This is a genomic window from Enterobacter sp. D2, from assembly GCF_034427575.1.
GTDB classification, from domain to species: Bacteria; Pseudomonadota; Gammaproteobacteria; order Enterobacterales; family Enterobacteriaceae; genus Enterobacter; species Enterobacter cloacae_M.
The window spans coordinates 209,291-222,482 of sequence record NZ_JAXQPP010000004.1 but is presented as its reverse complement, the minus strand read 5'-3'; the positions used below and the strand labels follow the sequence as shown (position 1 = coordinate 222,482).

13 protein-coding genes are annotated in these 13,192 nt (G+C 56.0%); 5 read left to right on the top strand and 8 right to left on the bottom strand.

Annotated elements, in window-relative coordinates; all coding sequences use genetic code 11:
- Nucleotides 1-25: 25 nt before the first annotated feature.
- Both SPG90_RS18660 and ghrB read left to right on the top strand, forming a co-directional pair.
- Nucleotides 26-1,306, top strand: coding sequence for an MFS transporter (locus SPG90_RS18660; RefSeq protein ID WP_047173772.1), 1,281 nt, complete (start codon nucleotides 26-28; stop codon nucleotides 1,304-1,306).
- Between the two features lie 26 nt (nucleotides 1,307-1,332).
- Complete coding sequence (gene ghrB / locus SPG90_RS18655; RefSeq protein WP_047173771.1) at nucleotides 1,333-2,307, top strand: glyoxylate/hydroxypyruvate reductase GhrB; 975 nt, start codon at nucleotides 1,333-1,335, stop codon at nucleotides 2,305-2,307.
- A 58-nt stretch (nucleotides 2,308-2,365) separates the two neighbouring features.
- Here the strand turns inward: ghrB and cspA are convergent, their stop codons facing one another.
- Together cspA and SPG90_RS18645 are read right to left on the bottom strand one after the other, a co-directional pair.
- Nucleotides 2,366-2,578 carry an RNA chaperone/antiterminator CspA gene (cspA, locus tag SPG90_RS18650; RefSeq protein ID WP_003860775.1) on the bottom strand — a complete coding sequence of 71 codons (213 nt, stop codon included), beginning with the start codon at nucleotides 2,576-2,578 and terminating at the stop codon, nucleotides 2,366-2,368.
- 247 nt (nucleotides 2,579-2,825) lie between these two features.
- Nucleotides 2,826-3,536: a DUF3053 domain-containing protein gene (locus tag SPG90_RS18645; protein WP_023309949.1), complete on the bottom strand. Its 711-nt coding sequence runs from the start codon at nucleotides 3,534-3,536 to the stop codon at nucleotides 2,826-2,828.
- 331 nt (nucleotides 3,537-3,867) lie between these two features.
- Between SPG90_RS18645 and SPG90_RS18640 the strand changes: the two genes are divergently transcribed.
- Complete coding sequence (locus SPG90_RS18640) at nucleotides 3,868-4,155, top strand: HTH-type transcriptional regulator (protein WP_023309948.1); 288 nt, start codon at nucleotides 3,868-3,870, stop codon at nucleotides 4,153-4,155.
- Nucleotides 4,156-4,194: 39 nt separating this feature from the next.
- Here the strand turns inward: SPG90_RS18640 and SPG90_RS18635 are convergent, their stop codons facing one another.
- Nucleotides 4,195-5,814: an ABC-F family ATP-binding cassette domain-containing protein gene (locus SPG90_RS18635; RefSeq protein ID WP_322408268.1), complete on the bottom strand. Its 1,620-nt coding sequence runs from the start codon at nucleotides 5,812-5,814 to the stop codon at nucleotides 4,195-4,197.
- A gap of 734 nt (nucleotides 5,815-6,548) precedes the next feature.
- Between SPG90_RS18635 and SPG90_RS18630 the strand changes: the two genes are divergently transcribed.
- Nucleotides 6,549-6,986, top strand: coding sequence for a hypothetical protein (locus SPG90_RS18630; RefSeq protein WP_047173769.1), 438 nt, complete (start codon nucleotides 6,549-6,551; stop codon nucleotides 6,984-6,986).
- 93 nt (nucleotides 6,987-7,079) lie between these two features.
- Here the strand turns inward: SPG90_RS18630 and glyS are convergent, their stop codons facing one another.
- The 3 genes from glyS to SPG90_RS18615 all read right to left on the bottom strand — a co-directional run bounded on the left by glyS (nucleotide 7,080) and on the right by SPG90_RS18615 (nucleotide 10,536).
- Nucleotides 7,080-9,149 (bottom strand): glycine--tRNA ligase subunit beta, encoded by a 2,070-nt coding sequence (glyS, locus tag SPG90_RS18625; RefSeq protein WP_047173768.1) that lies wholly within the window; start codon nucleotides 9,147-9,149, stop codon nucleotides 7,080-7,082.
- A 9-nt stretch (nucleotides 9,150-9,158) separates the two neighbouring features.
- The gene (gene glyQ / locus SPG90_RS18620; protein ID WP_003860141.1) at nucleotides 9,159-10,070 is read right to left on the bottom strand and encodes a glycine--tRNA ligase subunit alpha; all 912 of its coding nucleotides are present in this window, start codon (nucleotides 10,068-10,070) and stop codon (nucleotides 9,159-9,161) included.
- A 160-nt stretch (nucleotides 10,071-10,230) separates the two neighbouring features.
- Nucleotides 10,231-10,536, bottom strand: coding sequence for a YsaB family lipoprotein (locus SPG90_RS18615; protein WP_047173767.1), 306 nt, complete (start codon nucleotides 10,534-10,536; stop codon nucleotides 10,231-10,233).
- A gap of 182 nt (nucleotides 10,537-10,718) precedes the next feature.
- On the opposite strand from SPG90_RS18615, the gene SPG90_RS18610 reads away from it, so the two are divergent.
- Nucleotides 10,719-11,714 (top strand): acyltransferase, encoded by a 996-nt coding sequence (locus SPG90_RS18610; protein WP_045400242.1) that lies wholly within the window; start codon nucleotides 10,719-10,721, stop codon nucleotides 11,712-11,714.
- Here the strand turns inward: SPG90_RS18610 and SPG90_RS18605 are convergent.
- Both SPG90_RS18605 and SPG90_RS18600 read right to left on the bottom strand, forming a co-directional pair.
- Entirely contained in the window at nucleotides 11,707-12,627 is a 921-nt protein-coding gene (locus SPG90_RS18605; protein ID WP_047173766.1) for a GlxA family transcriptional regulator, read from the bottom strand. The genes SPG90_RS18610 and SPG90_RS18605 overlap by 8 nt on opposite strands.
- Nucleotides 12,627-13,166, bottom strand: coding sequence for an isochorismatase family protein (locus SPG90_RS18600; RefSeq protein ID WP_047173765.1), 540 nt, complete (start codon nucleotides 13,164-13,166; stop codon nucleotides 12,627-12,629). The genes SPG90_RS18605 and SPG90_RS18600 overlap by 1 nt, the downstream gene beginning before the upstream one ends.
- Nucleotides 13,167-13,192: the final 26 nt, after the last annotated feature.

Genomic DNA, 13,192 nt, shown 5'->3' with positions numbered 1-13,192 from the left:
CAACCTCAACAACAGAGGCAAGCCTATGAACAGTTCGACCAATCCAGTAAAACGCTGGTGGTACATCATGCCAATCGTGTTTATCACGTACAGCCTGGCGTACCTTGACCGTGCCAACTTCAGCTTCGCGTCCGCAGCGGGGATCACAGAGGACCTTGGGATCACCAAAGGTATCTCCTCCCTGCTGGGTGCCCTTTTCTTCCTGGGCTACTTCTTCTTCCAGATCCCGGGCGCGATTTATGCAGAACGCCGCAGCGTGCGTAAGCTGATCTTCGTCTGTCTGATCCTGTGGGGCGCCTGCGCGTCACTGACCGGCGTGGTGAACAATATTCCTGCCCTGGCCGCCATTCGCTTTATCCTCGGCGTCGTTGAGGCGGCGGTCATGCCGGCGATGCTGATCTACATCAGCAACTGGTTTACCAAATCTGAACGCTCGCGCGCGAATACCTTCCTGATCCTCGGTAACCCGGTCACGGTGCTGTGGATGTCGGTGGTGTCTGGCTACCTGATCCAGTCCTTCGGCTGGCGCGAAATGTTTATCATTGAAGGGGTGCCGGCGATTATCTGGGCCTTCTGCTGGTGGGTGCTGGTGAAAGATAAACCAGCCCAGGCGAAATGGCTTTCTGAAGATGAGAAAGCGGCGCTGCAGGCGCAGCTGGATAAAGAACAGCAAGGTCTGAAGGCGGTACGCAACTACGGTGAAGCCTTCCGCTCGCGCAACGTGATCCTGCTCTGCGCGCAGTATTTTACCTGGAGCATTGGCGTATACGGTTTTGTGCTGTGGCTGCCGTCGATTATCCGCAGCGGCGGCGAGAACCTCGGCATGGTAGAAGTGGGCTGGCTCTCTTCCGTACCGTATCTGGCCGCGACCATCGCCATGATCGTCGTCTCCTGGGCGTCGGACAAGCTGCAGAACCGAAAATTGTTTGTCTGGCCGCTGCTGCTGATCGCTGCTTTTGCCTTTATCGGCTCGTGGGCCGTGGGTGCAAATCACTTCTGGGCCTCTTATACCCTGCTGGTGGTCGCCGGTGCCGCCATGTATGCCCCGTATGGTCCATTCTTTGCCATCATCCCGGAAATGCTGCCGCGTAACGTCGCGGGTGGCGCGATGGCGCTGATTAACAGCATGGGTGCGCTGGGGTCGTTCTGCGGCTCATGGTTCGTCGGCTACCTGAACGGTGCCACCGGCAGCCCGTCCGCATCGTACATCTTTATGGGGGTGGCGCTTTTCGCCTCCGTGTGGCTTACTCTGATTGTTAAGCCTGCTAATAATCAACAACACCCTGTCGGCGCACGCCACGCCTGAATCCTTAAAAATTAACGGAGATTAGCATGAAGCCGTCCGTCATTTTGTACAAAGCACTGCCGGAAGATCTGCAGAAACGCCTTGAAGAACACTTCACCGTCACGCAGGTGAAGAACCTGAGCCCGGAAACCGTGGCGCAGCACGCCGAAGCGTTCGCCAGCGCCGAAGGCCTGCTGGGTTCAAGCGAGAAAGTGGATATCGCCCTGCTGGAGAAAATGCCGAAGCTTCGTGCTACCTCTACCGTTTCCGTGGGTTACGACAATTTCGATGTGGATGCCCTTAACGCCCGCAAGATCCTGCTGATGCATACGCCACATGCCCTGACGGAAACCGTGGCCGATACGCTGATGGCGCTGGTACTCACCACGGCACGTCGTGTGGTGGAAGTAGCCGAGCGCGTCAAAGCGGGCGAATGGACAAAAAGCATTGGACCGGACTGGTTCGGCGTGGACGTTAACGGCAAAACGCTGGGCATTGTTGGCATGGGGCGTATCGGGCTGGCACTGGCGCAGCGCGCGCATTTTGGTTTTAACATGCCGATTCTGTATAACGCGCGTCGCCATCACGGTGAAGCCGAAGAACGCTTCAACGCCCGCTACTGCGAGCTGGATACCCTGCTGGAGGAAGCCGATTTTGTCTGCCTGGTTCTGCCGCTGACGGACGAAACCCGTCATCTGATAGGTAAAAAGGCGTTTGAAAAAATGAAGAAATCCGCCATTTTCATCAACGCGGGTCGCGGCCCGGTGGTGGATGAGAAGGCGCTGATTGAAGCTCTGCAGAACGGTGAGATCCATGCCGCAGGTCTGGACGTCTTTGAGCAGGAGCCGCTGCCGGTGGATTCCCCGCTGCTGGCAATGCCAAACGTCGTCGCCCTGCCCCACATCGGCTCAGCCACCCATGAGACGCGCTACAACATGGCGGCCACTGCGGTCGATAACCTTATCGCCGCCCTAAGCGGAAAGGTGGAGATAAACTGCGTGAACCCGCAGGTGCAACGATAGAAACGAAAAAACCCGCCAGAAGGCGGGTTTTTGAATTTTGTGCTACTGGGTTGGAAGCTTACAGGCTTACAACGTTACCAGCTGCTGGGCCTTTAGCGCCGCTTTCGATGGTGAAGGAAACTTTCTGACCTTCGTCCAGAGATTTGTAGCCATCGTTCTGGATAGCAGAGAAGTGTACGAACACGTCTTTAGAGCCATCGTCAGGAGTGATGAAGCCGAAACCTTTATCAGCGTTGAACCATTTTACCAGACCAGTCATTTTAGCAGACATAGAAATTACCTTATTAACAAATATATTGAGCCTTCCGGCTTGATGGATTGCGTTACAGATTTTTAAGCGATGAAGGAAGGGTCACAACGAAGGGTATCTATGGATAACAATCTGGACTGCTTTACTAAACTGCTTTAGGTCTGTGTAACAAACCGACGGGGATAGTTATACCGATGTGGTAGAAGAATGACAAGCGTTATTTTCCATAAGCATAAAAAAACCCCGCCGGGAGCGGGGGTTTTTCGGTTTATTCTGTGGCCGTGACGGCGGCACTCCAGGCCTGGCTAAAGGCCTGATGCTGGGAGGCCAGCGGCCCAATCAGCGTATTGTACTGGCTTGCCTGCTGCGAGGTCGGGAACTGAATGCCGTTGGCAACGAAGCTCACCTGAGTATCCTGCTGGGCAATAAAGTCGCCCACCTGAACCAGCTGCTGCGTGAAGATTTGCGCGGCCGGAATCAGCGGTTGCAGAGCTTCAGACGGTTTCGTCACCACTTTCTCATACACTTTGTCGAAGACAGGTTTGAGATCGTCACCCTGCTTCAGCGCAGAACGTGACGCGTCAGCCTGCATTTTCGCATTCTGCAACTGCTGGCTCAGTACGCCAAGCGCACCGTTGGACTGGCGAAGCGGTTCACGCTGCGTCATATAATCCTGCGGAACGCGAATGGCGTTCACGCTATCCACTACCGGGCGGATACCGGAATCCATCGCCTGGCTCACCTGCTGTGAATAACCATAAAGAATGGCATAATCGGACACGAAGGGGCCAAACTGTTTTTTCTGATCCGCAGTCAGCGTCGGCAACCGCTCGCCGCTGCGCATCACTGTATTCTGCAGAAAATCGATAAACGCTTTGCGCTGATCGCCTTCTTTATCAAAACACCCACTCAGGCTAACAACCATCAACAACGCCGCAATAGGCGCAAACCAGCGAGAGCAGGACTTTCCTGTCGCCATTTTATTACTCCTTTCACCCAAAAAAGCGCACACCGGCACACGCGTGCCCGACGCTGACAAGGATAGTCCAGGTCAGCCTTGCAAGATACTCTTTTCATGCAAAACGGCTATTGCCGATTTATTTCTTACCATTTACAAAAAAATACCTGCCGAAGCCGACATATGAGTAATCAGGTAATTAGCATAACTATCCATATCGCTGAATCGGGTAAAGCGATCGTTATCGCACGATTAATCACACCCGTGACGATCCTGGGTTCGTATTAGGGACTATTCTTAACTGGCTCTCTGATGTTCTTGATCACGATGTGAGATTTAAGAGGAGTCCTCAATGGAATATAAAGATCCTGAGTTTGAGCTGCTGAGCAGTCTGGAACAGATCATTTTTAAAGACGTACCGCAGACGATTAGCCTGCAACAAAAATCCAATCCCTTTACAGAATATGAGCAATTGCGCAAAGGGACAGGACTGAAAACCGAAGAATTCGCCAGAGCGATGGGTGTCAGCGTGGCTATGGTGCAGGAGTGGGAGTCAAAACGTGAGAAACCCACCCCAACCGAGTTAAGGCTGATGCGCCTGATTCAGGCCAACCCTGCACTCAGCAAACAGATAGCGTAGTGAAGATTGAATGCCCCCGCCTCTGCGGGGGCTTGTGTTTTAAAGGCTCTCGCAACGCCAGCCCGCCTCTTCCCATACCCACTCATGCGTTAACGTTAAGCCTCTTAAAAAAGCCTCGTCGTGTGATACCACCAGCAGAGCTCCGGGGAAACCGGCCAGCGCCGCTTCAATGGCCTGGACCGAGGCCAAATCCAGATGGTTGGTAGGTTCATCCAGCAGCAGAAGCTGGGTGGCCTCCGCGCGCCACAGCACGCAGGCCAGGGCGGCCTTAAGACGCTCGCCGCCGCTGAGCTCCGCCAGGGGGAGCGTAACTTTGTCGGCACCCAGTTGAAGCTGCGCCAGACGGGTTCGCAATACCCCCTCTTCCAGAGGCGTATGACTTAGGTTGAGATGCGTTATGACCGACTGCGAAAGATCGAGCCGGGACAGATGCTGGTCGAGATAAGCGCAGCTGACGGAAACCCTACAGGTACCCGAACGGGGAGCAATCTCGCCGAGGAGGGTTTTTAACAGCGTCGATTTGCCGCAGCCGTTCGGTCCCTTTAACGCCACGCGCATCGGTCCGTCCATTCGCAAGTTGAGCGGAGGAACAGGCACATGCGGCAGCACCAGATCCTCCAGCACCAGCACCTGCTTCCCCTCCGGAATCTGACTCCCCGGCAGGGTGAACATTACCGGGTTATCTTCCTCAACGCGTTCACGCGCCTTGTGTACCGCGGCGTTCAGGGCTTCATTTTGCTCGCTGTGCTGTTTTTTCCAGGAGCCGATCCGCTCCTTTGCCGCGCCTTTATATTTGACCCGCTCGAACGACGCGATATTCAGGGTATCGACGGTGCGCAATGTCTTTGCCGAACGCCGCTGGCTATCGTCATGCTCTTTTTGCATGCGTACCCGGGTGCGTTTGCGCTCGGTTGCCGCATGTTCCAGCGCCGCGCGGGCCGCCTGCTGTTCGGTATCGCGCTGGGTTTGATAATCCGCATAATTCCCGCCGTAGCTGCGCAGGCCCGAGGCGCTCAGCTCAAGGATACGCGGCACCTGCTCCAGAAGTTCGCGGTCATGGGAGGCTACCAGCACGCCGCCCTGAAAACGGTGGAGCTGGTCGTAGAACCACGCCCGGCCCTGTCGGTCCAGATGGTTAGTGGGCTCGTCCAGCAGCATGAAATCGGCTTCAGCCGTAAACGCCCCGCACAGCAGGGCGCGAATGCGCTCGCCGCCGCTGAGTTCGCCGGCGGGTTTATCCGGATCAAACGGTGGGAGCTGCGCATTGATAAACGCCTCGCTCAGGCGCTCGGCGACATCCCAGCGGCCGTCAAGCAGCTCCAGATCGTCAGGCTGGTAATCGCCGCTGTCGATGCGCTTACGCACCGCAAAAATAGCGTCATACCCGAGCAGTTCAGCAAGCGTCGTCTGCGACGAAATGACGTGCTGCTGCGCCACCCAGGCATGCGAGCCAAAGCGTTCAATATGACCGGAAGCCGGTTCGTCCAGCCCCGCAAGCAGACGCAGCAGACGCGTTTTCCCGCTGCCGTTGCGGCCAACCAGCGCGCACAGGGAGGGTTCCAGCGTGAGATTCAGCGGACCAAAAAGGGTATCGCCCGTCGGAAACTGACAGGTGACCTTATGCAAAATAAAAGAAGGGGACTGCGCAAAATGAGCCATAAGCACTCCTGAATGAAATCAAAACATCCCCTGCCGACGCGGTGGCGTTTAGCAAGGATCGAAATTCATCAGTCGTGTTTGTTCATTTTTGGGGGGCGCTCCAGCGCGAGAAAGTTAACACGTTAAGGATAGCGGTAATGCGTTGACGGTTTCAAGGTTAAATTTTGGTCGAATTGTACTCCCTCTCCCTTTGGGCTGAGGGATCCCCACCAAATATTGTCTGCACTGACGGCCCCCTCTCCCTTGAGGGAGAGGGCTGGGGTGAGGGGAAGCATACGGCTCTGGTGGTCATTCCGTTCACTTTATATTCCTTGCTACTCTGTAACGACAATACCCGTGAACGTGCCAGGGTGGCTCAGTCGCCACCGCCATGGCGTCGCTGTAAAACCTCTACCCGAAGTATGCTTCTCATTACGGTAATTTTGCGAGCCTCTTTCCAGAAATGGTAATATCCTCAGCGACATAGCTCAAAACTGTTGCCGCCTGTTTTGATGAGCAGTAAGTTCTCTTCGCACCTGCAAAATCAGGTGCCGGGATTGGAACCCTGAATCACTTCACTGGCGACACAGGCTCTGTGTCGTACGGCCTGTTGCATCTCAATGGCGGGCCGGACAGGGGCGCAGCAAAGCGCGCTGGTGTCAGTGAGGCCAGTCGTTCCAACCTTGTTCGGTTCCGCCACCAGCGAGCCTGGAACCTCCCGTGGCGGAAGATATACCACTCACTGAGGTTATTTTATGTCATTGACTGACTCTTTAATCACCCTGCACTTCAACCACGCCACCGACTTCACCGAACTGGCGGATAACTGCGAACGTTTTACCGACGCAATTGTAGATTGCGAACAACGTGCCCACAAAATGGCGCTTTACGGCAGACTCTATGCCTGTCTGAATCTTCTGCAACCCACGCTTCTGGAACCTGTTCCGGACGCTTTAAAAGCCAGCCTGACCGTGAAGGAACTCCCGTCACGCGTTCCGGCTTTCGAACCCGAATGCGATCAGCTGGGGCGCTACTGTCAGGAGCTTACGCAGATGCTGATGAACGGCTCACTGCCGCGACAATCTGAAATCGTTATGGAAGATTTGCTGTGCGAGCTGGTCAGCTACTTTGCCGATACGCTGAAGGCACCGCGCTGGCTGCAGACAGACGAAGGCACAATCGCGATCGGCTAAACCTGACGGATGGCGCTGCGCTCATCCGGCCTACAAAAGACCCATAAAAAAACCCGCCGAAGCGGGTTTTTAGCATTTGTAACAGCGGGCCCATTACTGCAGCAGCGAAATATCCGCCACGCGCAGGAACAGCTCGCGCAGTTTATCGAGCATAGAGAGACGGTTAATACGCAGCTCTTTATCTTCTACGTTCACCATCACTTTCTCGAAGAAGGCATCGATCACGTCACGCAGCTCGGCCAGCTCCACCAGCGCTTCCTGGTAGCGACCTTCCGCGAAGTACGGCTCGAGCTTATCGCGCAGCACCACAACCTGCATCGCCAGAGCGATCTCTTCCGGCTCTTTCAGGGTTGCGGCGTTCACGCGCTCGTTCAGCGTCTCGTCGGATTTCGCCAGAATGTTGGATACACGCTTGTTGGCCGCGGCCAGGGCAGATGCCGCTTCCAGGGTACGGAAGTGGGAAACCGCCTTCATACGCGCATCGAAATCAGCCGGACGGGTCGGACGACGCGCCAGCACCGCCTGAATGGTGTCAACGGTGTAACCTTCGTCCTGATACCACGCGCGGAAACGACCGAGCATAAAGTCGATCACATCATCCACAACGTTCGCGTTGGTCAGCTTGTCGCCGTACAGACGCACCGCTTCTTCGGTCAGGGTCTGCAGATCGAGGTTCAGGTTCTTCTCAACGATGATACGCAGCACGCCCAGCGCGGCACGACGCAGCGCAAACGGGTCTTTGTCGCCTTTCGGATGCTGACCGATACCGAAGATACCCGCCAGGGTGTCCATCTTATCGGCAATCGCCACGGCGCAGGCAACCGGGTTGGACGGCAGGTCGTCACCCGCAAAGCGCGGCTGATACTGCTCGTTCAGGGCCACGGCCACATCTTCCGCTTCGCCATCGTGACGCGCGTAGTGCATGCCCATCACGCCCTGGGTGTCGGTAAACTCGAACACCATGTTGGTCATCAGGTCGCACTTGGACAGCAGGCCTGCACGCGTCGCGTGGTTGACGTCGGCACCGATTTCACGGGCAATCCAGCCTGACAGCTCCGCAATGCGGTCGGTCTTGTCGCGCAGCGTGCCCAGCTGCTGCTGGAACAGTACGGTCTGCAGGCGCGGCAGGTTATCTTCCAGACGCTTTTTACGGTCGGTGTTGAAGAAGAACTCCGCATCCGCCAGACGCGGACGAACGACTTTCTCGTTACCGGAGATAATCTGGATCGGATCTTTCGATTCGATGTTTGCCACGAAGATGAAGTTTGGCAGCAGCTTGCCGTCGTTGGCGTAAACCGGGAAGTACTTCTGGTCACCCTTCATGGTGTACACCAGCGCTTCAGCCGGAACGGCCAGGAATTTCTCCTCGAACTTCGCGGTCAGCACAACCGGCCATTCAACCAGAGAGGTCACTTCTTCCAGCAGGCTTTCGCTCAGGTCGGCGTTACCGCCAATCTGGCGCGCCGCTTCTTCAGCGTCCGCTTTGATTTTGGCTTTACGCTGTTCGTAGTCGGCAATGACCTTACCGCGCTCCAGCAGGATCTGCGGATACTGGTCGGCATTGTCGATGGTGAACTCTGGCTCGCCCATAAAGCGGTGGCCGCGGATCACGCGATCGGACGCCACGCCCAGAATGGTCGCCGGGATAACGGTATCGCCCAGCAGCAGGGTCACGGTGTGAACCGGACGCACGAAATGCACGTCGGACGCGCCCCAGCGCATCAGCTTAGGAATCGGCAGCTTTGCCAGAGACGTGGCAATCATGTCCGGCAGCAGCGCTTCCGCGCTTTCGCCTTTCACGTGCGCACGGTACAGCAGCCACTCGCCTTTATCCGTGGTCAGACGCTCGGCCTGATCGACGGTGATGCCGCAACCGCGCGCCCAGCCTTCAGCCGCTTTGCTCGGCTTGCCTTCCGCGTCAAACGCCTGGGCAATCGCCGGGCCACGTTTTTCGACTTCGCGATCCGGCTGAGACGCCGCCAGATTTGCCACTTTCAGCGCCAGACGGCGAGGTGCGGCAAACCACTCAATTTTACCGTGTGCCAGGCCAGCGTTATCCAGCTCGGCGGTTACGTTCGCAGCGAAAGATTCAGCCAGGCTGCGCAGGGCTTTTGGTGGCAGCTCTTCGGTGCCGATTTCCACCAGGAAAGTTTTCTCAGACATGGCCGCCTCTTATTTGTTTCGGTTGCACATCGGGAAGCCAAGGGCTTCACGGGACGCGTAGTAAGCTTCTGCAACGGCTTTGGTCAGGGTACGAATACGCAGAATGTAGCGCTGACGTTCAGTCACGGAGATGGCTTTGCGGGCGTCCAGCAGGTTGAAGCTGTGGGCGGCCTTCAGAATACGCTCGTAGGCAGGCAGCGGCAGCGGAGTCTCCAGCGCCAGCAGCTGCTGCGCTTCTTTCTCGTACTGCTCGAAGCAGGTGAACAGGAAGTCCACGTCCGCGTATTCGAAGTTATAGGTGGATTGCTCCACTTCGTTCTGATGGAACACGTCGCCGTAGGTGGTTTTACCCAGCGGGCCGTCGCTCCAGACCAGGTCGTAAACGCTGTCTACGCCCTGAATGTACATGGCCAGACGTTCCAGACCGTAGGTGATTTCACCGGTGATTGGCTTACATTCCAGACCACCCACCTGCTGGAAGTAAGTGAACTGGGTCACTTCCATGCCGTTCAGCCACACTTCCCAACCCAGACCCCAGGCACCCAGCGTTGGGTTTTCCCAGTTATCTTCCACGAAACGGATGTCGTGGATGGTTGGATCCATACCCAGCTCTTTCAGCGACCCGAGGTACAGTTCCTGAATGTTGTCGGGTGATGGCTTAATCACCACCTGGAACTGATAGTAATGCTGCAGACGGTTCGGGTTCTCACCGTAACGACCATCGGTCGGACGACGGGAAGGTTGCACATACGCGGTCGCCATTGGCTCTGGCCCCAACGCGCGCAGGCTGGTCATCGGGTGTGAAGTGCCGGCGCCGACTTCCATGTCCAAAGGTTGAACAATGGTACAGCCCTGACGAGCCCAGTAATCCTGTAAGGTCAGGATCAGGCCCTGGAAGGTCTTGGTATCAAACTTTTGCATAGTATTTCGTGCTGGATACGTGTGGTTTTAAATGGAAGGGACCAGTATACCCGCTGGCTGCAAGATATACAGTACGAAACGGGGTTGTTTAGGGAAAATTGGGAAATAAGCCTTCCGGCCAGAACGCTGACGGCGTCTGGCTGCTGATTATACGAGCAGGCTAGCGCATGGAGAGATGTAAAAACTGACCATCCGCATCAAACGAGCAGACAAAGCCCTCTTTACGCGCCGTATATCCTCTTAGTTCATAGCTGCCCTGAAAGCGCTCGAATCCGATGATGTTAATTTTCTGAATGTCCGAGTTATAGCGGCGGGCGGCCTTGTCCTTGCAGAGAGACTCCATATTCAACGAACGTTCCGGACTCATTTTACCCTGCTGCGCTTTTTGCACAGGTGCTTCTTGCGGCGCGCTGCATCCCGCCAGGATCACCAGCAGAAAGAGTGACGCCGCACGCTTCATCATCATTTTTATTACCGCCCTGGTCAGTGGCTGTTATTTTTAATATCAACACTTTTATAGATTAAGGTCTGCCATTCTGCGAATCTCACGGTCTCCCGGCAAGCCTGCGCATAAAACTCAGAATTTTCCAAGCGAAGACTTTTGGACAATGGCAGTCACACTCAATTTACAGGGAATACGAGGAACTGATGCAGTCAAAAATTAACTGGATTGATAACCTGCGAGGAATAGCGTGTCTGATGGTGGTCATGATCCACACGACGACCTGGTACGTCACGAATGCCCACAGCATCAGCCCCGTTAACTGGGATATCGCCAATATTCTCAACTCTGCGTCACGCGTCAGCGTGCCGCTATTCTTTATGATTTCCGGCTTTCTCTTTTTTGGCGAACGTAGCGCGCAGCCGCGGCACTTCATCCGCATAGCGGCCTGCCTGGGGTTCTACAGCGCCGTTGCCCTGCTCTATATCACGCTGTTCACCTCCATTAACGCCGGGCTATCGCTGAAATACTTGCTGCAAAAACCGGTGTTCTACCACCTGTGGTTCTTCTTCGCCATTATCGTTATCTATCTGGTCTCCCCGCTCATCCAGGTAAAAAACGTCAGCGGTAAAATGCTTCTGGCCCTGATGGTGGTTATCGGTATTGTCGCCAACCCGAATACGCTCTCACAGAAAATCGACGGATTTGAGTGGTTGCCGGTGAACCTTTATATCAATGGCGATACTTTTTACTACGTGCTTTACGGCATGCTGGGGCGCGCCATCGGGATGATGGACACGCAAAAACGCGGTCTGAACTGGCTCTGCGGGGCGCTGTTTATCGCTGGGGTGGCGGTGATTTCACGCGGGACGCTGCACGAGCTGCAGTGGCGCGGCAATTTTGCCGATACGTGGTATCTCTATTGCGGGCCGATGGTCTTTATCTGTGCCGTTTCGCTGCTCACGCTCGCCAAAAATACCCTGAACGCGCGCGCCCTGCCCATGCTGAGTCTTATCTCGCGGCACTCTCTTGGGATTTACGGTTTTCATGCGCTGGTGATCCACGCGCTGCGCACGAGAGGCGTTGAGCTTAAAAGCTGGCCGGTGCTGGATATCGTCTGGATTTTTGCCGCCACGCTGGCGATCAGCCTGCTGCTGTCGATGCTGCTGCAAAAAATAGACGTTCGCCGCTTCGTCAGTTAACGCTGCGCTGCCGGGCACGATGATACTGGCGCGGGGAGGAAAACCCTGCCGCCAGTGAGGCCTGTTCCACGCCGCGCCCCTGCAATAGCCACTGTTCCGCCACCGCCAGACGCAGCTGCTCCAGATAATCGCGAACGCTAATCCCTAAATGTGACTGGAAAAGCCGGGTGAGATGACGCGGGCTGACGTGCGCCAGTGCGGCAATGTCAGGCAAGCTCCACGCTTTTTGCGGCTCGGCGGTGAGCGCATCCTGCGCCCGATGGATCGCCGGGTGAAGATGATTGCGGTAGCGCAGCCACGGGGATAGCTGGGGATCGTCACCGGAACGGCGGAACCAGACCACCATCTCACGCGCCACGGTCAGCGCCTTTTCGGGGCCGCACAGGCGGTTAATCATGTGCAGCGCCAGATCGATGCCTGACGTGATCCCCGCGCTGGTCCAGATGTTCTCATCCTGCACAAAGATGCGGTTTTCTTTAATCGTCGCCGTGGGGGCCGCGGTGCGTAAACGGCTAATAACGTCATGATGGGTCGTGCACTGCCGGTTGTTCAACAGGCCCGATTTCGCCGCCAGTAAGGCCCCTGAACAGACGCACATCACGGTGATTTCCTGGCGCAGGATCTGCGGCTGCAGGCACATCAGCCAGTGCTGGATCTGCTGCGCCTGTGGCGTTGAGAACTGACTGCGGGAGTCGCTCACACCCGGCAGCACCAGCAGGCTGCCTTCCGGGAGACGCTCCGGCAGCGGCTGAATGCCGCTCATCGTCAGGCCAATGGACGTCGGAACCTCAGATTGCGGGCCAATGTAATGCAGGCGAAACGCGTCGCCTGCCAGCACAAAGGTTTCTGCCGGGCCGGTCATGTCTAATGACAGCACCCCGGGCAACATCACGAACCAGACGTCGATGCTCATTACAGGGACTCCAGCGTCTCCGCTACCGTTTTAATCTCGGCAAAACGCCCGGACAGTACCGTCTCGGTACGATGGCGAATTTCCGCTGCGCTAAGGGTTATCCCCTTGTACGTCATGGGAAACGTCAGCGTTGCCTCACTAACAAAGGTCACAGCATAACCCAGATCGGAAGCCACCCGGGCGGTGGTTTCACAGCATTGCTCAGTACGAATTCCGCAGATAATCACACTGTTGATATCACGCTCGCGCAGCCAGCGGTCAAGCCCGGTATCCGTGAAGGCATTATGGACGTGTTTCTGGAAAACCACATCCGGCTGATGACGTAAAAAGGCCATCGGTTTGACATAGCCGCTTTCCAGAGTGAAAGGACCGTCTTCATCCACGTGAAAAATATCAATGACCGGAATGTTGCGCGCCTGGCAGCCTTCGATCAGCCCCAGCATCGCCTGCTGAAAGGCAGGAATTTCGTCCTCCTGCCAGTAATTGCGGTGATGGAATGACTGCTGAGTATCGATGTTGATTAATGCAATGCGTGACATGATAAATCTCCTCGCCAGTGGGTGTA

Coding starts and splice junctions, on each gene's coding strand:
- SPG90_RS18660 (WP_047173772.1), top strand. CDS start 26: ATGAACAGTTCGACCAATCCAGTAAAACGCTGGTGGTACATCATGCCA.
- ghrB (WP_047173771.1), top strand. CDS start 1,333: ATGAAGCCGTCCGTCATTTTGTACAAAGCACTGCCGGAAGATCTGCAG.
- cspA (WP_003860775.1), bottom strand. CDS start 2,578: ATGTCTGCTAAAATGACTGGTCTGGTAAAATGGTTCAACGCTGATAAA.
- SPG90_RS18645 (WP_023309949.1), bottom strand. CDS start 3,536: ATGGCGACAGGAAAGTCCTGCTCTCGCTGGTTTGCGCCTATTGCGGCG.
- SPG90_RS18640 (WP_023309948.1), top strand. CDS start 3,868: ATGGAATATAAAGATCCTGAGTTTGAGCTGCTGAGCAGTCTGGAACAG.
- SPG90_RS18635 (WP_322408268.1), bottom strand. CDS start 5,814: ATGGCTCATTTTGCGCAGTCCCCTTCTTTTATTTTGCATAAGGTCACC.
- SPG90_RS18630 (WP_047173769.1), top strand. CDS start 6,549: ATGTCATTGACTGACTCTTTAATCACCCTGCACTTCAACCACGCCACC.
- glyS (WP_047173768.1), bottom strand. CDS start 9,149: ATGTCTGAGAAAACTTTCCTGGTGGAAATCGGCACCGAAGAGCTGCCA.
- glyQ (WP_003860141.1), bottom strand. CDS start 10,070: ATGCAAAAGTTTGATACCAAGACCTTCCAGGGCCTGATCCTGACCTTA.
- SPG90_RS18615 (WP_047173767.1), bottom strand. CDS start 10,536: ATGATGATGAAGCGTGCGGCGTCACTCTTTCTGCTGGTGATCCTGGCG.
- SPG90_RS18610 (WP_045400242.1), top strand. CDS start 10,719: ATGCAGTCAAAAATTAACTGGATTGATAACCTGCGAGGAATAGCGTGT.
- SPG90_RS18605 (WP_047173766.1), bottom strand. CDS start 12,627: ATGAGCATCGACGTCTGGTTCGTGATGTTGCCCGGGGTGCTGTCATTA.
- SPG90_RS18600 (WP_047173765.1), bottom strand. CDS start 13,166: ATGTCACGCATTGCATTAATCAACATCGATACTCAGCAGTCATTCCAT.